This window comes from Acidovorax sp. GW821-FHT10A04 (genome assembly GCF_059415825.1).
On sequence record NZ_JBWKNZ010000008.1, the window covers coordinates 1 to 26,980 of the forward strand.

At 67.9% G+C, this 26,980-nt stretch carries 25 protein-coding genes; 16 read left to right on the top strand and 9 right to left on the bottom strand.

Annotation, left to right across the window (positions count from 1 at the left end; all coding sequences use genetic code 11):
* Window positions 1-229: 229 nt before the first annotated feature.
* From AC07PF_RS17445 to AC07PF_RS17460, 4 genes are all read right to left on the bottom strand, one after another.
* Window positions 230-997, bottom strand: a complete 768-nt coding sequence (locus AC07PF_RS17445; RefSeq protein ID WP_145697023.1) for a class II glutamine amidotransferase — start codon at window positions 995-997, stop codon at window positions 230-232.
* A 28-nt stretch (window positions 998-1,025) separates the two neighbouring features.
* Window positions 1,026-2,516 carry an MFS transporter gene (locus AC07PF_RS17450; RefSeq protein WP_494612701.1) on the bottom strand — a complete coding sequence of 497 codons (1,491 nt, stop codon included), beginning with the start codon at window positions 2,514-2,516 and terminating at the stop codon, window positions 1,026-1,028.
* 84 nt (window positions 2,517-2,600) lie between these two features.
* The gene (locus AC07PF_RS17455; protein ID WP_007850839.1) at window positions 2,601-2,789 is read right to left on the bottom strand and encodes a 4-oxalocrotonate tautomerase; all 189 of its coding nucleotides are present in this window, start codon (window positions 2,787-2,789) and stop codon (window positions 2,601-2,603) included.
* Between the two features lie 41 nt (window positions 2,790-2,830).
* Entirely contained in the window at window positions 2,831-3,271 is a 441-nt protein-coding gene (locus AC07PF_RS17460) for a cysteine-rich CWC family protein (RefSeq protein WP_494612702.1), read from the bottom strand.
* Between AC07PF_RS17460 and AC07PF_RS17465 the strand changes: the two genes are divergently transcribed.
* The 5 genes from AC07PF_RS17465 (at window position 3,261) to AC07PF_RS17485 (ending at window position 7,493) form a co-directional block, all read left to right on the top strand.
* Complete coding sequence (locus AC07PF_RS17465) at window positions 3,261-4,049, top strand: GntR family transcriptional regulator (protein ID WP_494612703.1); 789 nt, start codon at window positions 3,261-3,263, stop codon at window positions 4,047-4,049. The two genes, AC07PF_RS17460 and AC07PF_RS17465, sit on opposite strands and share 11 nt — an antisense overlap.
* Before the next feature lie 221 nt (window positions 4,050-4,270).
* A complete protein-coding gene (locus tag AC07PF_RS17470; RefSeq protein WP_494612704.1) occupies window positions 4,271-4,855 on the top strand; it encodes a malonic semialdehyde reductase in 585 nt (194 codons plus the stop codon).
* Window positions 4,856-4,969: 114 nt separating this feature from the next.
* Window positions 4,970-5,926, top strand: coding sequence for a Bug family tripartite tricarboxylate transporter substrate binding protein (locus tag AC07PF_RS17475; protein WP_494612705.1), 957 nt, complete (start codon window positions 4,970-4,972; stop codon window positions 5,924-5,926).
* A 43-nt stretch (window positions 5,927-5,969) separates the two neighbouring features.
* Complete coding sequence (locus tag AC07PF_RS17480; RefSeq protein ID WP_494612706.1) at window positions 5,970-6,902, top strand: fumarylacetoacetate hydrolase family protein; 933 nt, start codon at window positions 5,970-5,972, stop codon at window positions 6,900-6,902.
* A 39-nt stretch (window positions 6,903-6,941) separates the two neighbouring features.
* Window positions 6,942-7,493, top strand: a complete 552-nt coding sequence (locus AC07PF_RS17485) for a VOC family protein (RefSeq protein WP_494612707.1) — start codon at window positions 6,942-6,944, stop codon at window positions 7,491-7,493.
* Between the two features lie 72 nt (window positions 7,494-7,565).
* On the opposite strand, the gene AC07PF_RS17490 is transcribed toward AC07PF_RS17485, so the two are convergent.
* Window positions 7,566-8,492, bottom strand: a complete 927-nt coding sequence (locus AC07PF_RS17490; RefSeq protein WP_494612708.1) for a 2-hydroxyacid dehydrogenase — start codon at window positions 8,490-8,492, stop codon at window positions 7,566-7,568.
* Window positions 8,493-8,504: 12 nt separating this feature from the next.
* Entirely contained in the window at window positions 8,505-8,918 is a 414-nt protein-coding gene (locus AC07PF_RS17495; protein WP_007859654.1) for a VOC family protein, read from the bottom strand.
* A 94-nt stretch (window positions 8,919-9,012) separates the two neighbouring features.
* Between AC07PF_RS17495 and AC07PF_RS17500 the strand changes: the two genes are divergently transcribed.
* Genes AC07PF_RS17500 through AC07PF_RS17510 form a run of 3 tightly spaced genes read left to right on the top strand, consistent with a single transcriptional unit; the run spans window position 9,013 to window position 11,302 of the window.
* The gene (locus tag AC07PF_RS17500) at window positions 9,013-9,942 is read left to right on the top strand and encodes an alpha/beta hydrolase (protein WP_494612709.1); all 930 of its coding nucleotides are present in this window, start codon (window positions 9,013-9,015) and stop codon (window positions 9,940-9,942) included.
* Between the two features lie 41 nt (window positions 9,943-9,983).
* Complete coding sequence (locus tag AC07PF_RS17505) at window positions 9,984-10,892, top strand: dihydrodipicolinate synthase family protein (protein ID WP_494612710.1); 909 nt, start codon at window positions 9,984-9,986, stop codon at window positions 10,890-10,892.
* Window positions 10,889-11,302, top strand: coding sequence for a RidA family protein (locus tag AC07PF_RS17510; protein ID WP_007859658.1), 414 nt, complete (start codon window positions 10,889-10,891; stop codon window positions 11,300-11,302). Before AC07PF_RS17505 ends, AC07PF_RS17510 begins: the two co-directional genes overlap by 4 nt.
* A gap of 147 nt (window positions 11,303-11,449) precedes the next feature.
* Here AC07PF_RS17510 and AC07PF_RS17515 read toward each other — a convergent pair whose 3' ends face one another.
* A complete protein-coding gene (locus AC07PF_RS17515) occupies window positions 11,450-11,920 on the bottom strand; it encodes an Lrp/AsnC family transcriptional regulator (protein ID WP_007860817.1) in 471 nt (156 codons plus the stop codon).
* A 106-nt stretch (window positions 11,921-12,026) separates the two neighbouring features.
* Between AC07PF_RS17515 and kynU the strand changes: the two genes are divergently transcribed.
* The 5 genes from kynU (at window position 12,027) to AC07PF_RS17540 (ending at window position 18,561) form a co-directional block, all read left to right on the top strand.
* Window positions 12,027-13,316: a kynureninase gene (gene kynU, locus AC07PF_RS17520; RefSeq protein ID WP_494612711.1), complete on the top strand. Its 1,290-nt coding sequence runs from the start codon at window positions 12,027-12,029 to the stop codon at window positions 13,314-13,316.
* Between the two features lie 80 nt (window positions 13,317-13,396).
* Window positions 13,397-14,419, top strand: coding sequence for a porin (locus tag AC07PF_RS17525; RefSeq protein ID WP_494612712.1), 1,023 nt, complete (start codon window positions 13,397-13,399; stop codon window positions 14,417-14,419).
* Window positions 14,420-14,433: 14 nt separating this feature from the next.
* Window positions 14,434-16,098 (top strand): LVIVD repeat-containing protein, encoded by a 1,665-nt coding sequence (locus AC07PF_RS17530; protein WP_494612713.1) that lies wholly within the window; start codon window positions 14,434-14,436, stop codon window positions 16,096-16,098.
* A 23-nt stretch (window positions 16,099-16,121) separates the two neighbouring features.
* Window positions 16,122-17,261 (top strand): branched-chain amino acid ABC transporter substrate-binding protein, encoded by a 1,140-nt coding sequence (locus AC07PF_RS17535; protein WP_494612714.1) that lies wholly within the window; start codon window positions 16,122-16,124, stop codon window positions 17,259-17,261.
* 184 nt (window positions 17,262-17,445) lie between these two features.
* Window positions 17,446-18,561, top strand: a complete 1,116-nt coding sequence (locus AC07PF_RS17540) for a porin (RefSeq protein WP_494612715.1) — start codon at window positions 17,446-17,448, stop codon at window positions 18,559-18,561.
* A gap of 58 nt (window positions 18,562-18,619) precedes the next feature.
* Here AC07PF_RS17540 and AC07PF_RS17545 read toward each other — a convergent pair whose 3' ends face one another.
* Complete coding sequence (locus AC07PF_RS17545; protein ID WP_494612716.1) at window positions 18,620-20,836, bottom strand: malate synthase G; 2,217 nt, start codon at window positions 20,834-20,836, stop codon at window positions 18,620-18,622.
* A gap of 169 nt (window positions 20,837-21,005) precedes the next feature.
* Here AC07PF_RS17545 and AC07PF_RS17550 point away from each other — a divergent pair, with 169 nt between their 5' ends.
* Window positions 21,006-21,938, top strand: coding sequence for a LysR family transcriptional regulator (locus tag AC07PF_RS17550; RefSeq protein ID WP_007860802.1), 933 nt, complete (start codon window positions 21,006-21,008; stop codon window positions 21,936-21,938).
* Window positions 21,939-21,991: 53 nt separating this feature from the next.
* The gene (locus AC07PF_RS17555) at window positions 21,992-22,630 is read left to right on the top strand and encodes a LuxR C-terminal-related transcriptional regulator (protein ID WP_007860801.1); all 639 of its coding nucleotides are present in this window, start codon (window positions 21,992-21,994) and stop codon (window positions 22,628-22,630) included.
* Window positions 22,631-22,639: 9 nt separating this feature from the next.
* Here AC07PF_RS17555 and AC07PF_RS17560 read toward each other — a convergent pair whose 3' ends face one another.
* Window positions 22,640-25,306, bottom strand: coding sequence for a hybrid sensor histidine kinase/response regulator (locus AC07PF_RS17560; protein WP_494612717.1), 2,667 nt, complete (start codon window positions 25,304-25,306; stop codon window positions 22,640-22,642).
* Between the two features lie 261 nt (window positions 25,307-25,567).
* Between AC07PF_RS17560 and AC07PF_RS17565 the strand changes: the two genes are divergently transcribed.
* The gene (locus AC07PF_RS17565) at window positions 25,568-26,929 is read left to right on the top strand and encodes a dicarboxylate/amino acid:cation symporter (protein WP_494612718.1); all 1,362 of its coding nucleotides are present in this window, start codon (window positions 25,568-25,570) and stop codon (window positions 26,927-26,929) included.
* Window positions 26,930-26,980 lie beyond the last annotated feature (51 nt).

The following is a 26,980-nucleotide window of genomic DNA, read 5'->3' on the forward strand; positions in this document are numbered from 1 at the left end:
GCGCCGATGATAGTGCGGGTTCCCGTGTGAAAGTAGGTCATCGTCAGGCTCTTACAGCCCCAAATCCCCTCAGTCCCTAAAGGACTGGGGGGTTTTGCGTTTGGGGAAACGAAAATGCACCTCGTCTTGCGGGGGCACGAATAAAACCGCAGCACGCGCCTGCACACCTGGCCTCTGGCGGGTGTGAACGACGATCGGGTTGGGATCGGGCGCCTGTGCGCCGCAGGGATCAGCAGCCTTGCCGCTGCCCGTCCACGAAGACCAGCAATTCACCTTTGCCGAAGGCCGTCCAGTCTTCATTGACCGTGAGCGGAGCCGTCACGATGATGGCCACGCGGTCGGAGGCGGTGGTCTGGGTCGCGAAGTCGATGCGCACGTCCTCGTCGGACAGCTGCGCTTCGCTGAACGGGTGCTTGCGCTCGATGTAGTACAGGTTCGTGGACGCATGGGCCCACAGCGCCTGCCCATTGGAGAGCAGGAAGTTGAAGGTACCGTGCGGCGCGATGCGCGCGGCCAGTTCCTTGAGGGTGAGGGTCAGCTCGGCAATGCTGGGCACGCTGGCATGCGACTTGGCCAGCTCCTGCATGATCCAGCAGAACGCATGCTCGCTGTCCGTGTCCCCTACGGGGTGGAAATGCGAATGCAGGCGCGGCCGGAAGTCCTTGAGGTCGCCGTTGTGGGCAAACACCCAGTAGCGTCCCCAGAGCTCGCGCACGAAGGGGTGGCAATTCTGCAGACTCACCAGGCCCTGGGTGGCCTTGCGGATGTGCGCGATGACGTTGCGGCTCTTGATCGGATAGCGGCGGATCAGCTCGGCCACCGGCGAATCCACGGCCGGCAGGTGGTCCACGAAATGCCGCAGGCCCCGGTCCTCGAAGAAAGCAATGCCCCAGCCGTCGGCATGGTCCCCCGTATTGCCCCCCCGCTGCGCGAATCCCGTGAAGCTGAAGGTCACGTCCGTGGGGGTGTTGCAGTTCATTCCGAGCAGTTGGCACATGCTTGCAAGGATACCGGGTCTGAAGGCCTCAACGGGGTGGTGCGGGCTCTATCGCTGGTGCAGTGGGCGCCTGGCGCAGCTGCCAGGCCGCCACCAGGGCCAGCAGGCACAGCGCGGTCAGCATCAAAAATGTCTCGCCAAAGGCGGCGATGCGTGCCGGGTTGCTGGCGCCCGCTGCGAGCGAGGCCCCATGCGCGCCCATGCGCCATTCGAGAACGATGCCGCACAGGCTCACCCCGGCAGCCCCGCCGAGCATGCGCAGGAAGCCGATGGCGCTGGAGCCTTGCGATATCAGCGACTTGTCCAGCGGCCGCATGGCGCCCAGGTTGAGCGATGGCAGGATGAAGCCCAGCCCGATGCGCCCGAGGATCGCAAACACCACCAGCATCCACAGCGGGGAACCCAGGCCCACCACGACCATGAGGCCGAAGGACAGGGCCAGCAGGGCCAGGCCGATGCTCACCAGCAGGTGTGTGGGCTGCCGGTCGGCCAGCCGGCCCACCAGCGCGATGGTGATGGCCAGCACGAAGCCTGCGGGCAGCATGATGGTGCCCACATGCGAAGCCGACAGCTGCAGGCCAAGCTGCATGAACACCGGCAGCAGGTAGGTGGAGCCGAACAGCGCCGTGCCATAGATGAAGGCCACGATGCTGCCCATGGCGAACTGCCGGTACTGGAAGAGCCGCAGGTCCATCAGCGGCTTGCGACCCTGCCCCAGCTGCCGGCGCTGCCAGCCGATGAACAGGCCCGTGGCGACCACGGCGCCGGCCAGCAGCAGGATGGCTTCGGAGACGGTACCCCCGTGCAGCGCCACCAGCCCATTGAGCAGGCACAGCGTGCCAGCCGTGCCCAGTGCCAGGCCGCGCCAGTCCAGCGCTTCGCCGTTGCGGTTGGCGGCCACGCCGCCCGGAGCCGTGACCGGCACGAACTTGTAGGCCAGCCAGATCGAGGCCAAGCACAGCGGCACGACCATGAAGAAGATGGAGCGCCAGCCGAACCAGCCGACCAGCAGCCCGCCGATGCTCGGGCCGATCGCCGGCGCCAGCACCACGCCCATGCCGAAGATGCCGCTCGCACGGCCCTGCTCATGGGGTTGGAAGGCATAGAGGATGATGACGGCCGGAATGGGCTGCACCACACCGGCCGCGAGGCCTTCGGCCACGCGCGCCAGCAGCACCAGGCCGAAATCGCGCGCCAAGCCGCCGCCGACGCCGCCGGCCAGCAGCAGCAGCATGGCGCCCACGTAGGTGGCGCGGTAGCCATAGCGCGACAGCAGCCAGGGCGTGGTGAGCATGGACACCGTGGTAGCCACCATGAAGCCCGAGGTCACCCACTGGGCGCGTTCCTGGCCCAAGGTGAAGTAATGGCTCATGTCCGGGATGGCCACGTTCACGATGGTCGAGGACATGATCGACGCCATCGTGCCGACCATGACCGAGAGCAACAACAGCCAGCGGTAACGCTCGCCATGCCGTTCGCGCAGGGCGGCGAGGGAACCGGAAGACGGCTGTGTTGTCATGGAGGGGTTGGGCTGGCTATCAGTGGCGAAGAGGGCCGCCGAGAAAGGGGCGAAGGCGCGCAGCGCCCCAGGGGCATGTACCTGCTACGTCCGCTCCGACCACAGCTTGCCGCCCGTGGCCCAGTTCTCGCGCTTGATGTCGGTGATCAGGATGTCCACCGACTCGGGCGAGCCACCCAGCACCTCGACGGACACACGGGTGATCTCCTCCACCAGCTTGCGCTTTTGTTCGACGGTACGGCCTTCCATCATTTCGACGTGGTACGTGGGCATGGTGTGCTTTCTTCAGGAAAAGAGGTTGTGGGAAGTCCAAATCATATCGGCTGGGGGGCCGGTGGCTGGATCGTTCCCGCGCTCCCGTCCGACCCGCGCGCGCAGCCAGGGCAGATGCAGCGGAGGCCCCGCTGCTCAGCGGGCAGGCGTGCCAGCGCCGCGGGCGACACCGGGGTACTCATGCACCAGCACTCCTGCGCGGGCAGTCCGGCCGCCACTGCGCATTGGTTGGGCTGGCCGCACAGGGGACAACGGGACGGGCTGGAAGGCGCGAGGGTGTCGTGGGACATGGCCTGTGCAGTGTAGGTGCTGGCCGTGCCCTGTGGGGACACCAGCCGGGGTTCCCGAGGTCGGCGAAAGGGCGCACCGAGGCATCGGGTTCCTGGTCTAGGATCGGTATCGGGTTCGGGCTGCATCCTCCTGGTGTGCAGCTGGCTAGAATGGAACGCACTTGCAAGGGTAAAAAATACAATGTCCACCATTGCTGCCAAGGTTCAGTCCCAGATCTCCGAGCTGATCATCAGCGGTCAGTTCAAACCCGGCACCCGCCTCGACGAGCGGGTGCTGGCCGAGCACTTCAACGTGTCGCGCACTCCCGTGCGCGAGGCATTGCGCCAACTCGCCGCACGTGGGCTGACGCAGCTGCTGCCCATGCGCGGTGTGGTTGTCATGGAAATCAGCGTCAAGGAGCTGGCCGAGATCCTGCACGCAGACTGCGAGCTGGAGGCCCTGTGCGCGCGGTTGGCCGCAGAGTCCATGACCACCATGGAAAAAACCGAACTGCGCTACATCCACGAGCGCTCCAACGAATACGTGGCCAATGGCGACCTCGACAAATACCTCGAGGCCAACCGCGAACTGCATCGCCTGATCCTTGAAGGCGCGCACAACGCGGTGATCAGCCAGATGGTGGGCGAGATCCGTGATCGCCTGAGCCCCTACCGCCAGTACCACCCGGCCGAGACGGACCGCCTTGTGACATCGCACGATGCCCACAAGGAGATCGTCGAGGCCATCGCCGAGGGCCACGGCGAGAAGGCCTACCTCGCCATGCGCGCACACAACGCGCACCTGGGCAATGCGGCGCTGCGGGCCCTGCGCCAGGCGAAGGAGGCCGAAAACACCGTGGAGCAGGCGCCCTCCCCGACGCCGCCAGCAGGCAAGCGTGCCCGTTCGACGGCGGCGCCCTCGGCGAAGATGGGCGTGCCCCCCGCTGCACGCAAGGCCAAGATGCCTACCTCAAAGAATACCAAAAAATAATTTGGTATACCAGGTGATGAGGATCGCCTAGAATCGCGGCAGCTTCTTCAGAAGGTGCCGTGCTCGGCTGCGCGCTGTCGGTCCTGCTTGCAGGGCGGCCCGGCCATCGGCAGCAGGCGCGTCTTCCACCGTCTCTGCCGGCGCAAGCGCCGTCGGGTCGTGGTGGGTGCCGGCGACCGGATGGGGGCGCTCGCACTCTTCAACTTCGACAAGGACTGGTGATGCTCGACAAGGCAGGCATGCACGCGCTTTTCCAGGGCGCGCGTTCGCACAACGGATTCCTGGACTCCCCGGTGCCCGAGGCACTGCTGCGCGATCTGTACGACCTGGTGAAGTGGGGCCCGACCAGCGCCAACTGCGCGCCCCAGCGCATCCTCTTTCTGGTCACCCCCGAAGCCAAGGCACGCCTGCTGCCTGCCCTCAGCCCGGGCAATGTGGCCAAGACGGCGTCTGCACCCGTGATCTGCATCCTGGGCTATGACCGGCGCTTCCACGAACACGCCGAGACCCTGTTTCCGCACAACCCCGGGCTGTACGACAGCTTTGCCCGCGACGAGCGCCATGCCGAGACCACGGCCTTTCGCAATGCCACGCTGCAGGCCGGCTACTTCCTGCTGGCGGCCCGGGCCCTCGGGCTCGATTGCGGCCCCATGTCCGGGTTCGACGAAGACCTGGTCAACACCCGCTTCTTCCCGGACGGCCGATGCCGTGTGAACTTCCTGTGCAACCTCGGGCAAGGCGATCCCGCCCGGCTGTTCGGCCGGCTGCCGCGGCTGCCGTTTGACCAGGCCTGCTCGGTGCTGTAGGCCGCGGGCGCGCCCCCACGTGCCGCAGGGCATGCAGGGTGGGGAAGCCTCGCATTGAAGTTTTGTATTTTATTGTGTATTCTTGGTATACCAAATAAAAACGAAAGGAAGACAATGTACCGAGTGCTCGCAGGAATTGCCCTGGCGTTGTGCGCCACTACCGGCCTCGCGCAGGCCTGGCCGGCCAAGCCCATCACCATCGTCGTGCCGTTCGGCGCGGGGGGAAACACGGACACGATCGCGCGCCTCACGGCCAGCCATCTCACCAAGGCGCTGGGCACTGCCGTGGTGGTGGACAACCGCCCCGGCGCCTCGGGCCTCATCGCCGCCAAGCAGGTGCTCGGGGCCCCGGCGGATGGCTACACCCTGTTCATGGCCACGGCCACGCAGATGGTCACGGCGCCCTTCGTGAACCCGAACTTCAACTACGACCCGGCCAAGGACTTTGCGCCGGTGGTCAACATCGGGGCCAATGCATTCGTCATTGCCACCAAGGCCGCACTGCCGGTGAAGAACCTGGGGGAACTGGTGGCCCTGGCCAGACAGCAGCCCGGCAAGCTCAGCTACGGCAGCGGAGGGACGGCTGCGCTCACCCACCTGTCGGCCTACATCTTCACCAAGCGGGCCGAGATCGACATGGTGCATGTCCCCTACCGGGGCGGGGCCCCGGCCATGACAGACCTGCTGGGCGGCGTGATCGACATGTACTCGGCCAGCCCGTCCGAAGTGATTTCCCAGGCGAGCGGGGGAAAGATCCGTCTTTTGGCCATCTCCAGTGCCACGCGCTCGAAGGAGCTGCCGAACGTGCCGACCATCGCCGAGACCTTTCCCGGCCACGAAGTCACCACCTGGAATGGCCTCGTGGCGCGCGCAGGCACGCCGCCCGAGGTGCTGGACCGCATCGCCGCGGAGGTGCTCCGCATGAAGGACGACCCGGTGGCGCTGCAAAAGCTCGAAGAGGCCGGTGTGGTGCCGCTGTTCACGGCGCGCGCCGCATTCGGTGCGCAGATCCAGCGTGAGCTGGTGATGTGGGGCAAGGTGCTCAAGAACTCCGGGATCCGCGCCGAGTGAGGCAGCGGCCCGCAACTGCATGAATTCAAGAAAGGAAATTGCAATGAACTGGTTTGGAATTGCCACCTACATGGCAGGCACGGGCAGCAAGGCGCCGCGCATGGGCCTGGTGGTCGACAATGCTGTCTACGATGCGCAAACCGCCGTGCAGGCGGTCACACCCGCCGCGCCGCCGATGCCCGCCGAACTGGGGGCCTTGCTGGCGGGCTGGGATGCGTCTGCCGCCACGCTCCAATCGCTGGAGTCGGCCGCGCTGGCCATCCGCGAGGGGCGCATCCAGCCACCTCGACAAGAGGGGGCGCTGTCCGTTCCCTATGCGCCCGCCCGCATCTTTGCCACCGCGTCCAACTACTACGAGCATGCCGCGGAGATGGGCACCCAGCTGGCGGCGCGCAGCGAGAGCTCGCCCTACATCTTCATGAAGGCCGAGACCAGCGTGACGCCCACGAAGACCGCCGTCGTCATGCCCGACAGCACGATGAAGCTCGATTGGGAGGTGGAACTGGCGGTGGTCATCGGCCGCGGCGGCCGCAATATCGCACTCCAGGATGCCTACGCGCACATCGCCGGCTACACGGTGATCAACGACGTCAGCGCCCGCGACCTCACGCGTCGCACGGACTACCCCTTCTCGCACGACTGGTTCCGCGGCAAGAGCTTCGACACCTTCGCACCCCTGGGGCCGTGGTTCGTTCCCCGCGATTGCGTGGGGGACCCGATGGACCTGCGCATGCAGCTCACGGTCAACGGCGAGAGCATGCAGGACGCGAGCACGAAGGGCATGATCTTCAACATTGCCGAACAGATCGCCTACCTGTCGAGCATCCTCACGCTCAAGCCGGGCGACCTGATCGCCACGGGAACGCCCACGGGCGTGGGCATGGGGCGCGGCCTGTTCCTCAAGCCGGGCGACGTGATGGTGGCCTCGATCGCGCAGATCGGCTCCATCGAAAACCACGTCATTGCAGCGCCCTGAACAGCGCGCGCCACAGATTCACACGCAACGGAGTTCGCCATGGAAAAGCTCAAACCCCGCCGCCTCGGGCACATCGTGCTCATGGTGCGCGATATCCAGAAGTCGGCCAGGTTCTATACCGAGGTGCTGGGCCTCGAGGTCTCGGACTGGATCGGCGAGAACATGGTCTTCCTGCGCGCGGGAACGGACCACCATGACCTCGCGCTTGCGCAACTGCCCGCCGACTCGCCGGACCTGAACGACCTGCCGCGCTACTCGCGGCCGGGCCTGGAGCATTTCTCCTACCTCATCGACAGCCTGGAGGAGATGGAGCGCTCGGTCCGGGTGCTGCAGGCGCACGGCGTGGAGATCGTGCGCGGCATCGGCCGCCACGGACCCGGCAACAACCTCTTCTTGGTGTTCAAGGACCCCGATGGCAACAACGTCGAGGTCTACTGCGACATGACCCAGATCCCGCAGGATGCCGGGCACCAGGCCGAGGTCTGGGAGCGCAACCTGGAGAGTTTCGACCAGTACCGTCTCGAACGCTTCGTCGTGCCGCCGCCACCGCATCTGCTGGCGTCCAAGACCGGGGGAAACAAGGGCTCCTGAGCGGCCCGGGATCGCCACAGGGGAAAGAGGCGGTGCACCAGCGGGGCACCGCCTTTCGTCCTGCAAGCCGCGTCAGCGCGGGGGGATGGCCGTGGCGGGCTCGCGTCCCGCAAAACAATCCGCCAGGCTGGCGAGCAGCGCCGCCGTCTGTGCCGCCTGGGAGGCTGGCGAGCGCCCTGCCAGGTGCGGTGTGAGCAGCACATTGTCGAGTGCGCGCAGCGCCGCAGGAACCTCGGGCTCGTACTCGAACACATCCAGGCCTGCGCCGGCAATGCCGCCGGTCCGCAAGGCCTGCACCAGGGCTTCGGTATCGACCACCGAGCCCCGCGCCACGTTCACGAAGAAGCCCTCGGAGCCCAGGGCTGCCAGCACCGGGCCATCCACGATGTGGTGGGTGGATGCGCCGCCCGGGCAGGCGGCCACCAGATAGTCGCTCGCGCCTGCGAGCGCGAGCAGACTGGGCTCGTGGCGGTAAGGCAAGCCGTTGCGCGGGCTGCGCGTGCAGTAGCGCACCTGCATGCCGAAGCCGAGCGCGCGCAGGGCGATGGCCTGCCCGATGCGCCCCATGCCGATGATGCCGAGCGTGGCGCCGTGGAGCGTCGGGCGCGCCGCCCGCAGGCCGCACCAGCCGCCCGCGCGCATGGCCGCGGTGAGCGCGCCGTAGCCACGGCTGAGGGCGAGCAGAAAGCCCAGCGCATGGTCGGCCACCGTCTCGTCGTTGGCACCGGGGGCATTGGCCACCACGACGCCGCGCCGTGCGGCCGCGCCCATGTCCACCGCCTCGTAGCCCGCGCCGAAGGCGCAGACGATGCGCAGCGCGGGCAGCCGCTCCAGCTGCTCGGCGGACAGGCCCGTGGTGCCGTTGGTCACCACCGCTGCGATGTCATCCCAGGGCACGGAGTGGGTGTCCATGCCGTCGTGCAAGGTGTAGGTGCTGGCCAGGGCTGCCCGCGTGGCCGCGGGCAGCGGGATGAGCGCCAGTATGTGCAAACGCTGCACTGTGCGCTCCGCTCAGCCCGCGGCGGCGGGCGCCACCTCTTTGACCGCCCCCTTCCAGCCGGACTCGGTGATGTCGAACACGATGCCGTCGGGCGTGCGGTACTTCACTTCGTAGAACACGTTGGGGTCGGTTTCCTTGCGGCCCGTGAGGTAAGTGCCGCCTGCGGCGACCACGCGCCTTTCGGCCTCTTCGAGGTTGTCTACCCACATGCCGAAGTGGATCACGCCCCGCACGTCCTTGAGCTTCTCGTAGCCGGGAACCGCCTCGTCCTTGAAGTTCAGCAAGGCCACGTTCATCACGCCATCGGTCATGTACCAGCCGCGCATGGCGCGGCCGGCGCGGGTCATGCCGAAAGCTTGCTCGAAGAACTGGGCCGCGGCCTCGGGGTCGCTGACCGACAGGGCGATGTGCCTGAGTCTTTCCATGGTGAATTTCTCCTGTTGTGTATATCGACATGGAAAGTATAGTGAATTCAAGTTTGTTTGGTATACCAAAACATCAATGTGTATAATTTTCAGCATGAACAACGCATCGCAGCCCCTGGGCTCGCTCAGCGCGCAGGACCAGGCCTTGCTCGACGGCATCGGGCCCCGCTGGGCCGAGGACATCAACCGGCACCGTGACCTGGTGGTGCGTGCCTATACGCCCCTGGTCCTGCAGGCCGACAACCGCGGCATCGAAGTGGCCCGCGACCTGCCCTACGGCACAGCGCCGCGCCAGGTGCTCGACGTGTACAGCCGCGGCGAATGGGCCGGGGGGGCGCGCGACGTGCTGGTCTTCTTCCATGGCGGGGCCTTCATCCGTGGCAGCAAGAGTGCCAACGGCGCCATCTACGACAACGTGGCCTACTGGTTCGCGCGCCAGGGCTGCGTGGCGGTGAATGTGGAATACCGGCTGGCCCCGCAGACCGCATACCCGGGCGGCGCCGCCGACGTGGTGGCCGCCGCCCGCTGGGTGCGGGCCCACATCGGGCGGTTTGGCGGCGATCCGGCGCGCGTCTTCCTCATGGGCCACTCGGCCGGGGGATCGCATGTGGCCAGCGCACTGTTCGACCCGGCGCTGGCAGAGCGCCTCACCCCGGCCGACACAGCGGGGGCCATGCTCGTCAGCGCACGGCTGCGCGCCGACGTGCTGCCGGACAACCCCAATGCCGATGGGGTGCGCGCCTACTTCGGCGAGGATGCCGCGCTGTACGAGCAGCGCTCGCCCGCCAGCCACGCGGGCCAAAGCAATGTGGCCCTGTTCATCGCCGTGGCGCAGTACGAGAACACCCACCTCGACCGCTACGGCCAGGAGTTCCACGCCCGCGCCTTGGCCAGCGGGCGCACGGCGCCCACGCGCTTCGCCGTCATGCCGCGGCACAACCACACCTCCATCGTCGCCCACTTCAACAGCGGCGAAGAAACCCTGGGCCCGCAGCTGCTCGATTTCATGCGCGCAGCGCGCTGACACGCCCCGACCCCTTCTCCACTCCCTTGCGCACCGACACCATGCAAAGCACCCGCCCCCTCAAGGTCCTCGCTCCGGCACTCACTCCCTTCCATGCCGACCTGTCCGTCAACCGGCCGGCGTTCATCGCGTTCTGCCGCTGGCTGGTGGCGCAGGGCGCCGGGCTGGCCGTGTTCGGCACCAACAGCGAGGCCAATTCGCTGGGCCTTTCCGAAAAGATCGAGTTGCTGGAGGCACTGGTCGATGCCGGCATTCCGGCCGGTGCCATGGTGCCCGGCACCGGCTTGTGTTCGGTGCCCGAGACCGTGGCCCTGACCCGGCGTGCTGTCGAACTCGGCTGCGCCGGTGCGCTGGTGCTGCCGCCCTTCTATTTCAAGCCCGCGACCGATGACGGGTTGTTTGCCCACTATGCGCAGGCGATCGAAGCCGTGGGGTCGGAGCGCCTGAGGCTCTACCTCTACCACATCCCCCAGTTCACGGGTGTCCCCATCTCCTGCGCGCTGATCGAGCGGCTCCTCAAGGCCTACCCCGGTACCGTGGCCGGCATCAAGGACAGTTCGGGTGACTGGGCCAACACCGAGCGCGTGCTGCGTGAATTCCCGGGATTCGAGGTCTTTCCCGCATCGGAGGCGCTGCTCGAAAAGGCCTTGCCGCTGGGGGCTGCGGGCTGCATCTCCGCCACCGCCAACGTGCAGCCGGGTGCCATCGCGCGGGCGCTGCAGGCCTGGGGGACCCCCCGTTTCGGGGCCCTGCAAGCACAACTCAAGGTGGTGCGCAGCCTGTTCCAGGCCCACCCCATGATCCCCGCGCTCAAGGAAGTGGTGGCCCGGGAGTTCGAGGACAGCGCCTGGCGCCATGTGCGCCCGCCGTTCGTGCCGGCCGAGGCGGCCTGGGCCGAAGGCCTGTGCACGCAACTCGCCCAGGCCGGCTTTCGCATGGATCGCCCATGACGGCGCCCACCCTGCCGCGCCCCCTGGGTGCCTATGCGCGCTGGCGGCGGGCCGGTGACCTGGTGTTCGTCGCCGGCGTCAGCGCACGCCTGCCGGGGGGCGAGATCGACGGTGTCCTGCGCGAGGGCGACGCGGTGCGCCACGACGTGGCCGCACAGACCCGCCGCGTGCTGCAGACCATCGACGCGCTGGTGCAGGAAGCGGGTGGGGCAGGTCTGGCCGACTGCGTGGACATGCAGGCCTTCCTGGTGCGCGCCGAGGACTTCGCCACCTTCAACGCCGCCTATGGGGAGTTCTTTCCTGGCGACGCCCCCACCCGCACCACCGTGGTCGTGCGCGCCCTGCCGCACCCCGACATGGTGGTCGAGATCAAGGCCATCGCTTGCGTGCAAGTAACCAGTAGCCAGTAGCCGCCCACAGTGCATGCAACTGGCGCGCCCCAGGCCAGTGCTCCCGCGCAAGGGCCGCCCCGCCGCGCTGGGAGCGTCCCCCTCCCGACTCGCGCAGCGAGTCGAGAGAGGGGTGAAGGCGCGCAGCGCCTCAGGGGGTGACTCATCTCATGCCGGAACCGGCATCCCCTGCAAGGCCTTCACTTCCTGCAGGGAAAAGCTCGTGCGCACATGCTTGACGCCGGGCAGGCGCCGCAGCCTGTGCTGCATCAGTGCCGAGTAGGCATCCAGGTCCTGGGCCACGACCACCAGCACGAAGTCTTCGGGGCCCGAGACCCCGTGGCACATCACCACCTCGGGGATGTCGCGCACGGTGGCCTCGAAGGCCAGCGACAGCGCCTCGTCCTGGCTGTCGATGGTGATGGTCGCAAAGGCCATCACGCCCCAGCCCAGGGCGCGCCGGTCCAGCCTGGCGCTGTAGCCGCTGATCAGCCCCATGTCCTCCAGCCGCTTCACGCGCCGCCAGCACGGCGACTGGGAGAGATGGGCGCGTTCGGCCAGCTCGGAGGAGGTGAGCCGCGCGTCACCCTGCAGGGCATTGAGCAGCAGTCGGTCGGTGGCGTCGAGGGCAATGGGCATGGTGTTTCCTGAAAGGGTGGATGGCGGGAATATCTAGACCTGTACCCCCTGAAACGGGGGCGCGATTGCAAAGAAATTTCGGCGGTCACGGCATAGACTACGTTTCATGAATACAAAAATCAATTCTGGTATTCCAGATGTAGCAGTTGATGTCCAGAACGCCGCTCCCATCTCCTGGGAGGATTGCCTGGCACGTGACGCCGCCGACCCCCTGGCCCCGGTGCGCCAGCGATTCCAGCTGCCCGAGGGCGTCATCTACCTGGACGGAAACTCCCTGGGCGCGATGCCGCGCGCGGTGCCGGCGCGCATGCACCGGGCCATCGAGCAAGAGTGGGCCACCGGGCTGATCCGCTCCTGGAACGACGCCGACTGGTACCCGGCGCCCCAGCGCGTGGGTGCGCGCATCGCCCGGCTCGTGGGGGCCGAGGACAATGAAGTCATCGTGGCCGACTCCACCTCGGTCAACCTGTTCAAGCTGCTCGTGGCGGCGCTGCGCATGCGGCCGGGGCGCAGCCTCATGCTGGGCGAGCGCGGCAACTTCCCCACGGACGCCTACGTGGCCCAGGGCGTGGCCGAAATCACCGGCACGCAGTTCCGCGCCGTGGAACCCGAGGAGGTGCTGGCCGCGCTGAACGAGGACGTGGCCGTGCTCGCGCTCACGCATGTCAACTACAAGAGCGGCCAGGCCTACGACATGGCCGCCGTGACGCGGCGCGCGCACGAGGTGGGCGCGCTCGTGATCTGGGACCTGGCCCACACCGCAGGCGCCATGCCCTGTGCGCTCAACGATTGCCAGGTCGATTTCGCCGTGGGCTGCGGTTACAAGTACCTCAATGGCGGGCCCGGGGCTCCGTCGTTCGCCTTCGTGGCCCGGCGCCACCAGGAGGGGCTGCGCCAGCCGCTCACGGGCTGGCACGGCCACGCGCGGCCCTTCGCATTCACCCACGGCTACGAGCCCGCGCCTGGCATCGACCGCATGCTCGTGGGCACGGCGCCGCAGCTCGGCCTGATTGCGCTGGAGGCCGCGCTCACCGCCTTCGACGGTGTGGACATGCAGGCCCTGCGCGCCAAGAGCGTGGCACTGACCGGGCTGTTCATCGCCCTGGTGGACCAGGAGCTGGGCGCCCACGGCTTCGGCCTGGCCACGCCGCGCGATCCCGCGCTGCGGGGCAGCCAGGTCTCGCTGACGCACCCAGAGGGCTACGCCATCGTGCAGGCGCTGATCGCGCGGGGCGTGATCGGTGATTTCCGCGCACCCGACATCCTGCGCTTCGGCTTTGCCGCGCTGTACCTGGGCCATTGCGACGTGTGGAACGCCGTCGCCGCGCTCAAGAGCGTCATGGCCGAAGGCGACTGGCGCAAGCCAGAGTTCACGGCCCGCAAGGCCGTCACCTGATTCCCGTCCTGCAGACCATCACCACCATAAAAGAGGAGACAAAGAACGTGAATCGAAAGAACAACACCATCCGACACTGCATGCCCGCCGCGGTCGCGGCCTGGGCCCTCGCACCGACGCTGGCGCTCGCGCAGGTGACGCTGTCCGGCTTCGTCGATCTGAATCTCGAGATCGCCAAGTCCGGCGGCGGCACCCAGCGCAGCCTGGTGTCGGGGGGGCTGAACACCTCGCGCCTGCAGTTCAAGTCCGTGGAGGACCTGGGCGGCGGGCTCAAGGCCACCGCCGTGCACGAGCTGACCTTCCGCGCGGACTCCGGCCAGGCCGGGTCGCCGCGCCACACCTATGTCGCCTTGGGCAGCAAGGAGTGGGGCGAGGTCAGCGCGGGCCGGCGCGACCTGCCCTCGGCCGAGATGTACGGCTACATCGACCCGACCTTCTCGGGCGACTACAGCCCCATCAGCAACACGCTGCTGTACTTCGCACCCTGGCGCGAAAGCAACGGGATCTTCTACACCTCGCCGCGCGTGGCCAACCTGCAGGCGCGCATCGGCACCACCTTCGGCCGCGAGGACGGCAGCAAGGACGCCAAGGCCACGAGCATCGCCATCGACTACTGGAACAAGGACCTGTACCTGATGGCCGCCGTCGACCGCCAGTACCGCCGCGACCTGGACAGTCCCGAGCGGATGCGCCACTCCAGCGACCACTACCTGGGCGGGGTCTACTCCATGGGGCCGCTGGACCTGACCTTCCTCTACCACCGCTACAACGGCTACTACGCCTATCCGCCCTATGTCGGCTTCGCCTCCAAAGGCAATGACGTGCAGCTGGGCCTGCGCTACGAGTTCAATGCCCTGCAGCGCGTGTTCGCCAGCGTGGTGCGCAAGAACGACCGGCCGAACGCCGCGCTGTCGGATGCCACGAGCTGGGTGGCCGGCTACCTGCACGGCCTGTCCAAGCGCACCGACCTGTACACGATCGTGGGCGCGGTGCACCACGCCCGCGACTCGGAGCTGCGGTTCCCCGTGAGCTTCAACCACGCCACCCCCCTGTCCAACGAAAACCCGCGCGGCGTGCAGATCGGCATGCGCCACAAGTTCTGAAGGAGCGAATGACCATGAAACCCACTACCACCCTCCTGGCCTGCCTGCTGAGCGCCGGCCTGGTCGCACCCGCGCTGGCCCAGACCATCGTGCCGCCGCCCGAGGGCGCGGCCCGGCTGCCCGTCAAGGAAGAGCGCGAAGAAGCCAAGGGAACGCCCGGCGAACCGGCGCGGCCCGCCGCCGGCAGCTATGGGCTGGATGCCAGCGGCGCCTTCCGGCACCCGGCCGAAGCCCCGGGCATCGGCGGCACGCACCCCTTCAAGGGCAGCCTGGACTACCTGGACCAGAACAGCTACCTGCACAACACCAAGGTCGAGGCACGCTACCCCGACATGCTGGGCAGCCCCTACCACTCGTGGCAGACCACGGTGGACATGGAGGGCCGGCGCTACATGGTGATCCACGAGAAGTCGTTCTACAAGGTGTTCGACATCACCGACCCGCGCGCTGCGAAGAAGGTGGCCGAGAAGAAGTGGGCCTGGGGCAGCAACGAGCACCCCTTCGGCCCGCTCACCATCCAGTTCAATGAAAAGCTGGGCAAGCATGTCGCCGTGCAGTGCTATGAAGTCACGCGTTTTGGCATCCTGGAGAACAAGTACAAGCCCGAGCAGAAGGCCAAGGTCGACCTGATTCGCCAGCAGCCCATCCTGCGCGGCTTCCGCGTGTTCGAGGTGGGCAGCCCCGACCCGGCGCAATGGAAGAAGCTCTCCGAGCTGCCGCTGGACAGCAAGGCCGTGGCCGACCAGTTTCCGCAGCAGGGCTCTGGCTGCGGCGACGTTCCGGTGTACTGGGGTGGCAAGTACCTGTTCGTCTCCGGCGCACCCGACGACAGCTTTGCCAACCAGGAGTACGCCAACTTCCTGTACAACCCGGCGCAGATGGCCTTCGACCTGAGCGATCCGCGCAAGCCGCAGCGCTTGTCGACCTGGTGGGTGCCGGGTGCGCGCACCGGCGAAGAAGAGGAATACCGCAAGAACCCGCGGGTCGGCAAGAAGACCGCGTGGATGGGTGCGCGCATGCCGCTGTTCATCCCGCGCGATCCCGAAAAGGGGGGCAAATACGGCTACGCGGCCATGGGCGGCATGGGCTTCCATGTGATCGACGTGTCCAACTCCGGCGCGATGAAACGTGTGGGCCACCTGGACATGCCCGTCAGCCAGGCGGGCACCGAAGGCGACAACGTCGACGTGAGCCAGGTGGAGAAGACCGGCATCGTCTACTTCAGCGGCTACCCGCTCAACGAGGACTGCTACGAGCCCTACAAGGACATCTATGCGATCGACGTGAAGGACCCGACCAAGCCGCGCATCCTGGCGACCCTGCCGCGCCCCACGCCACCCCAGGGCGCGCCCTTCACCGACTACTGCCAGCGCCGTGGCAGTTTTGGCCCCAAGCGCAGCGGCTACTGGCACCAGCCGGGAACGCCGAGCGGCAAGTACCTGGTCTACGCCTTCTACAACGCGGGCGCGCAGATCTTCGACGTGAGCAACCCGGCGCAGCCGAAGATCGCAGGCTACTTCGTTCCCCCGACCGTCGACCCCAAGGTCAACCAGCACTTCGGTGACCAGACGCACGGCGTGTTCATCGAGTGGGACCGCAACCTGATCTGGGTCTTCACCAACCACGGCGCTTATGCCGTGTCGTCGCCGCTCCTCGGGGCTCCCAAGTCCGGCCTGTGAATCTGCAAGAAGAAGGAAGATTGATGCCATACAGCCAACATTGGATGATCGGTGCCACCCTCGCGCTGCTGGGTGCGGGCGCCTGCGCGCAGGACGTCGTGCGCATCGGCCACGTGGGCCCCACCAGCGGTCCCATCGCCCACCTGGGCAAGGACAACGAACTGGGCGCGCGCATGGCCATCGATGAACTCAACGCCAAGGGCGTGGTCATCGGCGGCAAGAAGGTCAAGCTCGAACTGCAGGGCGAGGACGACGCGGGCGACCCGCGCCAGGGCACGGCGGCCGCACAGAAGCTCGTCGATGCCAAGGTGCACGCCGTGGTCGGCCACCTCAATTCGGGCACGACCATCCCTGCGTCCAAGATCTACAGCGATGCGGGCATCGCGCAGATCTCGCCCTCGGCCACCAACCCCAAGTACACGCGCCAGGGCTACAAGACCACCTTCCGGGTGGTGGCCGACGACGTGCACCTGGGCGGAACGCTGGGCAAGTACGCGGTGAACGTGCTCAAGGGAAAGAGCATTGCCGTCATCGACGACCGCACGGCCTACGGCCAGGGCGTGGCCGCCGAGTTCGAGAAGGGCGCCAAGAGCGCGGGCGGCGCCATCGTGGGCCATGAGTTCACCACCGACAAGGCGGCGGATTTCATGGCCATCCTCACCAGCCTCAAGGCGAAGAAGCCCGATGTGATCTTCTTCGGCGGCATGGATTCGGTGGCCGGCCCCATGCTGCGGCAGATGAAGCAGCTGGGCATCCAGGCCCGGTTCGTCGGGGGCGATGGCGTCTGCACGGCCGAGCTGCCCAAGCTCGCCGCGGGCGACATGGCCGACGGCCAGGTGGTCTGCGCCGAAGCCGGTGGCGTGGAGGGCGCGCAGAAGAAGGGCATGGACGACTTCCGCGCGCGCTTCAAGGCGACCACCCGGAGCGAGGTGCAGGTCTACGCCCCGTACTCGTACGACGCGGTCGGCGTGATCGTGGCCGCCATGGTCAAGGCAGGCTCCTCCGAGCCTGCCAAGTACCTGCCGGTGCTGGCGCAGACCAAGGGCTACCAGGGCGTGACGGGCAGCATCAGCTTCGACGCCAAGGGCGACCTGCAGGGCGGCGCGCTGACCCTGTACACCTACAAGGCCGGCCAGCGCGAGGCCATCGGCGTGGTGCGCTGAACGCGGCGGCCAGCGAGCGACCAAGGCTTGCCTCCATGCCCTGCGGCATGGAGGCTTTTTTTTGGGCGTGTGGCGGGCGCAGGGGGAAGGGGTGGATTCTCCATTGCTCGCGATTGGTGTTTTTGGTATACCTAAACATGTTTATGTATTCATTGTGAAGAAATCACCAACCACGAGGATCTCTATGAACTCTTCCATGCACCGGGCTTTGGCCCTGGCGGGCTGCGCCGCCCTGCCGCTTGCCGCGTTGGCCCAGCCGGCGGATGCCGCCCGGGTCAGCCTCTATGGCTTTCTCAAGGTCGATGTGGAGCAGGTGCGCGCATCGGGCACCGCGGGGGCTGCGGCCCTGCGCGCCAACCGCCTGTCCAACAACCTGTCGGTGCTGGGTTTCCGGGCCCGGGAGGACCTGGGGGGCGGGATGGCCGCCTGGGCCCAGTTCGAGGGCAATGTCCGCGTGGACACCGGGGACGGGCCGTTCAGCGGGCGCAACACGGCGGTGGGGCTCTCGACCCCGGCCGGCGAGCTGGTGCTGGGGCAATGGGAGGCGCCGCTGCGGTTCACCTCGGTGTATGCCATCGACCCCTTCACGGCCGGCATCTTCGCCTCCAACTCCATCATGGGCAACGGCTTCGCGACCGCGGCCAACGGCCAGTCACCGGCCTCGTTCGACCGGCGCCAGCCCAATCTGCTGCAGTACTGGTCGCCAGCCATGGGGGCCTGGTCGCTGCGGCTGGCCTATGCCATGCCGGAGGAAAAGACCGACCAGTCCTCCCCGGACATGGTCAGCGGCCTGCTCAGCTACCGGGACGGCCCGCTCTATGCGGCCTGGGGCTACGAGCTGCACCGCGCCTACTTCGGCGCGCACAGCCGCGACGATGCCCACCGCCTGGCACTGGCTTACACCTTGGGACGGACCCGGCTGCGTGGCAGCTGGGAGCAGTTGCGCTACGAGCCCGCACCCGGCCAGTCCCTGCGGCGCAGCGCATGGCAGGTCGCCGTGACGCACCAGCTCGACGACTGGCAGGAACTGGCGCTGTCCTACGTGCAGGCCCAGGCAGCGCGGGGCAATGCCGCCAGCGCCGTGGGCGGCATCGGTCTCCCGGGTCGCGACTCGGGCGCCCGCCAGATCTCGCTGGGCTACACCTATCGCCTGTCCAAGCGCACGGACCTGTGGGCGGCCTACACGCGCATCGCCAACGGCGCCACGGCGGCCTACAACCTGTCGGCCAACGGCATCGGCGGCCTCAAGCCGGGGCAGGACCCTTCGGGCGTGGGTATTGGCATCACCCACCGCTTCTGAGTAGCGGCCAGAAAAAACGGCACCCGAAGGTGCCGTCGTAGTGGGCTGGTGACTCGGCTCAGGCAGCTGCAGTGGCCTTGAGCTTCAGGCGCCAGGCGTGCAGCAGCGGCTCGGTGTAGCCGCTGGGCTGGGCCATGCCCTTGAAGACCAGGTCGCAAGCGGCCTGGTAAGCCATGCTGGTGCCGAAGTTGCCGGCCATGGGCTGGTACAGCGGGTCACCGGCGTTCTGGCCGTCCACCACGGCGGCCATGCGCTCAAAGGTCTCCTTGACCTGGGCTTCGGTCACCACGCCGTGGCGCAGCCAGTTGGCCATGTGCTGGCTGCTGATGCGCAAGGTGGCGCGGTCTTCCATCAGGCCCACGTTGTGGATGTCGGGCACCTTGGAGCAGCCCACGCCCTGGTCCACCCAGCGCACGACGTAACCCAGGATGCCCTGGGCGTTGTTGTCCAGTTCCTGCTGCTTCTCGGCATCGGTCCAGTTGGGCGTGGCGGTCACGGGCACGGTGAGCAGGCCGGTCAGCAGGTTGTCGCGCTCGGCGTTCACGTCGGTTTTTTCCAGGCCGATCTGGATCTCGCTCACATTGACCTGGTGGTAGTGCAGGGCGTGCAGCGTGGCGCCCGTGGGGCTGGGCACCCAGGCGGTGTTGGCGCCGGCCTTGGGATGGGCAATCTTTTGCTTGAGCATCTCGGCCATCAGGTCGGGCATGGCCCACATGCCCTTGCCGATCTGTGCCTTGCCGCGCAGGCCGCAGGACAGGCCCACGAGCACGTTGTTCTTCTCGTACGACTGGATCCAGGCGCTGGTCTTCATGTCGCCCTTGCGGATCATGGGGCCGGCCAGCATGGCGGTGTGCATTTCGTCGCCCGTGCGGTCCAGGAAGCCGGTGTTGATGAAGGCCACGCGACTCGCCGCGGCGGCGATGCAGGCCTTGAGGTTCACGCTGGTGCGGCGCTCCTCGTCCATGATGCCCAACTTCACGGTGTCGGTGGGCAGGCCCAGCAACTGCTCCACGCGGCCGAACAGGTCGCTGGCAAAGCCCACTTCGGCGGGGCCGTGCATCTTGGGCTTGACGATATAGACGCTGCCCTTGCGGGAGTTGCGGATGCCATTGGCACCGTGGCCTTGCAGGTCGTGCAGGGCGATGGTGGTGGTCACCACGGCGTCCATGATGCCCTCGGGGATCTCGCGCTCCTTGCCCTGGGCGTCGGTGTACAGGATGGCCGGGTTGGTCATCAGGTGGCCCACATTGCGCAGGAACATCAGCGAGCGGCCATGCAGGCGCACGCCACCGGCCTTGCCATCGGGGGCCGTGTACACGCGGTCGGCGTTCAGGCCGCGCGTGATGGTCTTGCCGCTCTTGGCGACCTGCTCGGTCAGCGTGGCCTGGATGATGCCCAGCCAGTTGCTGTAACCGAGCACCTTGTCCTCGGCGTCCACGGCGGCCACCGAGTCTTCGAGGTCGAGGATGGTGGACAGGGCGGCTTCCAGCACCAGGTCGCTCACGCCGGCGGCGTCGCTCTGGCCGATGGGGGTGCTGCGGTTGATCTGGATGTCCAGGTGCAGGCCGTTGTGCTGCAGCAGCACCGACGACGGGGCTGCGGCATCACCCTGGTAGCCCTTGAACTGCGATGGGTCCTTGAGGCCCGTGCTGCTGCCGTTGGCCAGCGCCACCACCAGCTGGCCGCCTTCGATGCGGTAGCCGGTCGAATCCTTGTGCGAGCCGCTGGCCAGGGGCGCCGTGTCGTCCAGCACCTGGCGCGCGAACGCGATCACCTTGGCGCCGCGCACCGGGTTGTAGCCCTTGCCCTTGTCGGCGCCATCGGTCTCGGGGATGGCATCGGTGCCGTACAGGGCGTCGTACAGGCTGCCCCAGCGCGCATTGGCGGCGTTGAGCGCATAGCGGGCGTTCAGGATGGGCACCACCAGTTGCGGGCCGGCTTGGGTGGCGAGCTCGTCGTCCACGTTGGTGGTGGTGGCCTGCACGTCGGTGGGCTGGGGCACCAGGTAGCCGATCTTTTCCAGGAAGCCGCGGTAGGCCACCATGTCCGTGATGGGGCCGGGGTTGGCCTGGTGCCAGGTGTCCAGCTCGGTCTGCAGGCGGTCGCGCTCGGCCAGCAGGGCGATGTTGCGCGGTGCCAGGTCGGCGACGATGGCGTCGAAGCCTTTCCAGAACGCGGCGCTGTCCACGCCGGTGCCGGGCAGCACCTTGTCTTCGACGAAGCGGAACAGGGAGGTGGCCACTTGCAGGCCGTGGATGGAAGTGCGGTCGGTCATGGAGTGCCTTGGGCGTTGGATGTGAAAAAAGCGGCGCCTGCCATTGCAGGCCATGGGCACACTGTATTGCAAATGTTTGTCGATATAAATATGCTCAAAAGCTGGAAACCAATGACTTTTTCGCACAAATCGAGCGGCGCCTCGCCTGCTCATCTTCCGGATCCACGCCATGGACAAGCTCAAGGCCTTTGAATCCTTCGTCTCGGTTGCCACGCGCGGCAGCCTCACCGCCGCCGCCAAGGCCGAGGGCGTGGCACCGGCCATCATGGGCCGGCGGCTCGATGCGCTCGAGGAGCACCTGGGCGTCAAGCTCCTGGTGCGCACCACCCGGCGCATCAGCCTCACGCACGAGGGCAGCGCCTTCCTGGAGGACTGCCAGCGCCTGCTGTCCGACGTGGCCAACGCCGAGGCCAGCGTGTCCGAGGGCGGCGTGAAAGCCACGGGGCACCTGCGCATCACGGCGCCGGCCGGTTTTGGCCGGCGCCATGTGGCGCCGCTGGTGCCACGCTTTCGTGCCGAGCATCCGGACGTGACGATTTCGCTGAACCTCAGCGACCGCGTGGTGGACCTGGCCGGCGAGGGCTTCGACTGTGCCGTGCGCGTGGGCGACCTGCCCGATTCGTCCCTGGTCAGCGTGCGCATTGCCGACAACCGGCGCCTGTGCGTGGCCACGCCCGGCTACCTCAAGCACCACCCGGCGCCGCGCCACCCGGGCGAGCTGCCCTCGCACGACTGCCTGACCCTGTCGAGCGAAGCCTCGCAGACGCGCGGCTGGGCCTTCCGCATGCCGGTCGAGGGCGGCGGTACCGAGGTCGTGCACCTCAAGCCCGGCGGCCCCCTCGACTGCTCCGACGGGCAGGTGCTGCACGACTGGTGCCTGGCCGGCTATGGCATTGCCTGGCGCAGCACCTGGGAGGTGGAGGCCGAGATCGCCGCCGGCCGCCTGGTCGAGGTGCTGGAGGAGTTCGCCGCCCCGCCCAATGGCATCTACGTGGTCTTTCCGCAGCGCAAGCACATGCCGTTGCGCGTGCGGCTGTGGATCGACTTCCTCAAGCACCACTATGCACAGCCCGCCTTCTGGCGCGGCATGCCGGCCCCCTGACCAGGGTCTTGCGCCTGGATGCCCGGCCCCGGCCATGGCAGACTGCACATCCCATGTCCGAGCCCACGCTGCTGGTCGCCGACGACCACCCCCTGTTCCGCACTGCCGTGCTGCATGTGCTGCGCGAGCGCCTGCCCCAGTTCCGCACGCTGGAAGCTGCCAGCGCCGCCACGCTGGGCAGTGCGCTGCAGGAGCATCCCGAGGTCGAGCTGGTGCTGCTGGACCTGAGCATGCCCGGCGCACATGGCTTCTCGGCCCTGCTGCATGTGCGGGGCGAGTACCCGCAGTTGCCGGTGGTGATCATCTCGTCCAACGACCACCCGCGTGTGATCCGCCGGGCCCAGCAGTTCGGTGCCGTGGGCTTCATCCCCAAGTCCGCTCCGGCCGAGGCCATGGGCGGGGCCATTGAGGCCGTGCTGGCCGGTGACAGCTGGTTTCCGCCGATGGCGGCCGAGCGCTCCGAGGCCGATGCCGAGCTGGCTGCCCGCCTGGCACAGCTCACCCCCCAGCAGTTCCGCGTGCTGCTGTGCCTGGCCGACGGCCTGCTCAACAAGCAGATCGCGGGCGAACTGGGCCTGGCCGAGAACACCGTCAAGGTGCATGTCACGGCCATCCTGAAAAAGCTCGCCTGCCACAGCCGCACCCAGGCGGCCGTGCTGGTCAAGAGCCTGGAGACCGAGGACGCTGCCTGAAGCGGGGCCTCATCGCTCCCGGAGGCGCAGCAAGGTCTGGCTCACCAGCGCCCGCAGCGCAGGCGCGCGCACCGGCTTGGCGAGGAAGCCCCAGCCGCGTTCGGCCGCCTGGCGGCGCAGCGTGGCATCGCGCTCGGCGGTGACCAGGATCACCGCGGGGGCCTGGCCCCAGCGCTGGCACAGCGTGGCATAGACCTCGGGGCCCAGGTGGCCGCCTTCCAGGTGCACGTCCAGCAGCACCAACTGCGGCGCCTGGCCGGGTTGGGCCCGTGCCAGCGCCTCGCCCGCACCGCCGGCCAGCGCTACCTGGCACCCCCAGCGCTCCAGCAGGGCCCGGGTGGCGGCGCAAATCGGGCCGTCGTCCTCGATCACCCAGGCGCTGCTGCCATGCAGCGGGGCGTCCTCGGGCGCTTGCTGCGCGGCGCTGGCGGGTGGGGCCATCTGCTGTTGCAGAGAGGCCGGGTCGCCCAGCGGCACCAGCACCCAGAACACGCTGCCGCGACCGAGCTGCGAGCGCAGCCCGATGGGGTGGCCCAGCAGGCGGCCCAGGCGCTCCACGATGGCCAGGCCCAGGCCCGCGCCCCGGTCGTCGGCTCGGCCCTCGTCCAGGCGGCGGAACTCCTCGAAGATCTCGCGCTGCAGCGCCTCGGGGATACCCGGCCCCTGGTCGTGCACCTCGATGCGCAGATGGCCGCTGCCTACGCGCCGGCAGCCCACCACGATGCGCCCGTGTCGGCTGTAGCGGATGGCGTTGGAGACGAAGTTCTGCAGAATGCGGCGCAGCAGGTTCTCGTCGGTGCGCACCACCTGGCGCGTGGCCACGCAATGGAGCGTGAGGCCCTGGCTCTCGGCCAGCACGCCGAAATTGTGGGCCAGCACCTGCAGCAGTGGGCCCAGGGCCACGTCGTGGATGCGCACCTCGAGCTGGCCGGATTCCATGCGCGAGATGTCGAGCAGGCTGTTGAGGATCGCGTCCTGCGCGGCCAGGGCCCCATCGATGCTGTCGGCCGCATGCCGGCCGGCATCGTCGTGCAGGTGGCCGCGCAGCAGCGAGGTGAACATGCGCGCCGCGTTCAGCGGCTGCAGCAGGTCGTGCACGGCCGCCGCCACGAAGCGGGTCTTGTAGCGGTTGGCCTGCTCGGCCTCGTGCCGGGCGGCGTCCAGGTCGCGCGTGCGGTCGGCCACGCGCTGCTCCAGCGCATCGGCCAGCGAACGCAGCTCGCGCGCAGCGTTCTTGTAGCTGGTGATGTCGGCATAGCTGGTCACGAACCCTCCCTCGGGCAGGGGGGTGCCACGGATCTCCAGCACGGTGCCGTCGTCCTTGGCGCTTTCGTGCAGGTGGGGCAGGCCGCCGCGCAGGTGCGACAGGCGCCGCTCCACGGATTCATCGACCGGGCCGGGACCCAGCAGGCCGCGCCGTGCGTTGTGGCGCAGCAGGTCCTCGATGGGTCGGCCCACCTGCATCAGGTCGGCGGGGTAGCGAAACAGCTGCACATAGCGCGAGTTCCAGGCCACGAGCCTCAGGTCAGCGTCGATGATGACCACGCCCTGGGGCAGGTGCTCCAGGCTGCGGGACAGTCCCATGTCGGCCTGCTGCGCGGCCTGCACGATGCCGTCCTGCGCGGTGCGTAACTCCTGGGCGTGCTGCTGCAGCACGGTCTCCAGCTCCTGGCGGCTGCGCTGGCGCAGCGAGGCCAGGCGCTGGCGCTGGCGCACGAACAGCACCAGCAGGGCCAGCGCCAGCCAGCCGCCGCCGCCGGCCGCCGCCGCCCAGCGGCTGTCGGCCACGCTGCTGTGGGTCTCGTGCACCAGGTGCAGCTGCCACGGCGTGCCGGGCAGGGGCTGGGTCTGCCACAGCAGGTGGCCGGGCACGCCGGGCAGGTCGGCGGTCTGCATGCGCACCAGGCGGCCGCCGTTGTCCATGTGGTCATCCACCCGGTAGTCCAGCGGGCGCAGCGGCTGGTCGGAGTACTGGCGCGTGGCGGCCAGCTCACGGCGCTCGGCATCGTCCAGGGGCTCCAGCAGCCGGTAGCGCCAGGCATCCTGGCTGGCCAGGAAGACCACGCCGTGCGCGTCGGACGCGAGCACGATGTCCTCGGTCTGCAGCCATTCGCGCTCCAGCTCCTGCAGCGCGATCTTGATCACCACCAGGCCGAGCGGCTCGCCCTGGTCGTTGCGGATGGCCTGCGACAGGAAATAGCCCGGCTCCCCCGTCGTCACCCCGATGCCGTAGAAGCTGCCGCTGCCCTGGGCCAGGGCCTGCTGCACATAGGGCCGAAAGCTGTAGTCCACGCCCACGTTGCTGGTGGCGCTGCGCCAGTTGCTGGCCGCCACGGCCAGGCCCTCGCGGTTGATCAGCGTCAGGGTGGAGGACTGGCTCGCGCCGTTGGCGCGCTCCAGCTTGAGGTTGAGCTGCTCCACCTGGGCCGGGCTGCGCGCTCGGCTCAGCGCGTCATACAGCTGCGCATCCAGCGCCAGCACCTCGGGCAGGGTGCGGTAGCGGTCGATGCGCTGGCCCAGCGTCTGCCCGTACAGGGCCAGTTGGCGCTGCACGCTGTCGCTCTCTTCGTGGAGCGAATGCCGCCAGGCCCATTGCCCGGCCACGAACATGCTGGCCGCCATGCCGGCGAGCAGGATCAGCACAGTCCAGAACTTGCGGCGGTGGGGCAGGGGCATGGCAGGGGCGGGTGTCCGCAGGCAGGTTTCGGTGCGCAATCGGCAGGGAGCGAAGGGCCGCACGCACCGGTGCGGTGCGCCTGGGAGTGTGCCGCAGCTTCTCCGGGGCTAAGTATTTCCACTAGGTGCTGCGGGTGCTCTCCCTATGGCGGCGCCAGCGACTACTACCAATTAGCTATCTGCTGAAACGGCTTGCAGCGGTACAAACGGCAGCCTCGACGCACCCCGCTGGTGCGGTTCCCGTGACTTCTGGAGTCCCCCATGCATGCCATCCCTGCCCAGGCCGCCCAACCGGTGCGTTTGCCTTTCTACCGCCAACTGTACTTCCAGGTGGTGATCGCCATTGTCCTGGGGGTGCTGCTGGGCCATTTCGAGCCGGCCTACGGCGAAGCGCTCAAGCCGCTGGGCGATGCCTTCATCAAGCTGGTGAAGATGATCATCGCCCCGGTGATCTTCCTGACCATCGTCACCGGCATCGCGGGCATGTCGCAGCTCTCCACGGTGGGCCGCGTCTTCGGCAAGGCCATGGCGTACTTCCTGTTCTTCTCCACGCTGGCGCTCATCGTCGGCCTGGTGGTGGCTAACGTGGTGCAGCCCGGCGCGGGCATGAACATCAACCCGGCCGACCTGGACCAGACGGCCGTGAAGACCTACGTGGCCAAGTCGCATGAGATGACGCTCACCGGCTTTGCCATGGACATCATCCCCAAGACCCTGGTCAGCCCCTTCGTGGGCGACAACATCCTGCAGGTGCTGCTGGTGGCCGTGCTGTTCGGCATCGGCCTGGCCATGGTCGGCGAGGCCGGCCGCCCGGTGCAGAACTTCCTCGAAGCCCTGACCAGCCCCGTGTTCAAGGTCGTGGCCCTGGTGATGAAGGCCGCGCCCCTGGGGGCCTTCGGCGCCATGGCCTTCACCATCGGCAAGTTCGGCCTGGGCTCGCTCGTGAACCTGGCCTGGCTGGTGGGCTCGTTCTACATCACCTCGCTGCTCTTCGTGCTGGTGGTGCTCGGCTTCGTGTCGCGCCTGTGCGGCTTCTCGGTGCTCAAGCTGTGCCGCTACCTCAAGGCCGAGCTGATGCTGGTGCTGGGCACCTCGTCGTCCGAGTCGGCCCTGCCCTCGCTGATGGAAAAGATGGAAAAGGCCGGTTGCAGCAAGTCGGTGGTCGGCCTCGTGGTGCCCACGGGCTACTCCTTCAACCTGGACGGCACCAACATCTACATGACCCTGGCCGCGTTGTTCATCGCCCAGGCCACCAACACCGAACTCACGCTGGGCCACCAGGTCGCCCTGCTGCTGGTGGCCATGCTCAGCTCCAAGGGCGCAGCCGGCGTGACGGGCGCGGGCTTCATCACCCTGGCCGCCACCCTGGCCGTGGTGCCCGAAGTGCCCGTGGCCGGCATGGCGCTGATCCTGGGCGTGGACCGGTTCATGAGCGAATGCCGCTCGCTGACCAACTTCATCGGCAATGCCGTCGCCACCGTGGTGGTGTCGCGCTGGGAAAACGCGCTCGACTACACGCGCCTGAATGCCGCCCTCGACGGCCACCCCTTGCCGGACGCCGTCGCTGTCCCGGCACCCGTGGTGCCTGCCGACGTGGCCGTCGTGGCACGCCCCGCCGCCTGACCGGCGAAGGACCCGCGCCACAGCGGCGCCACGCTACACACCAAGGTGCAT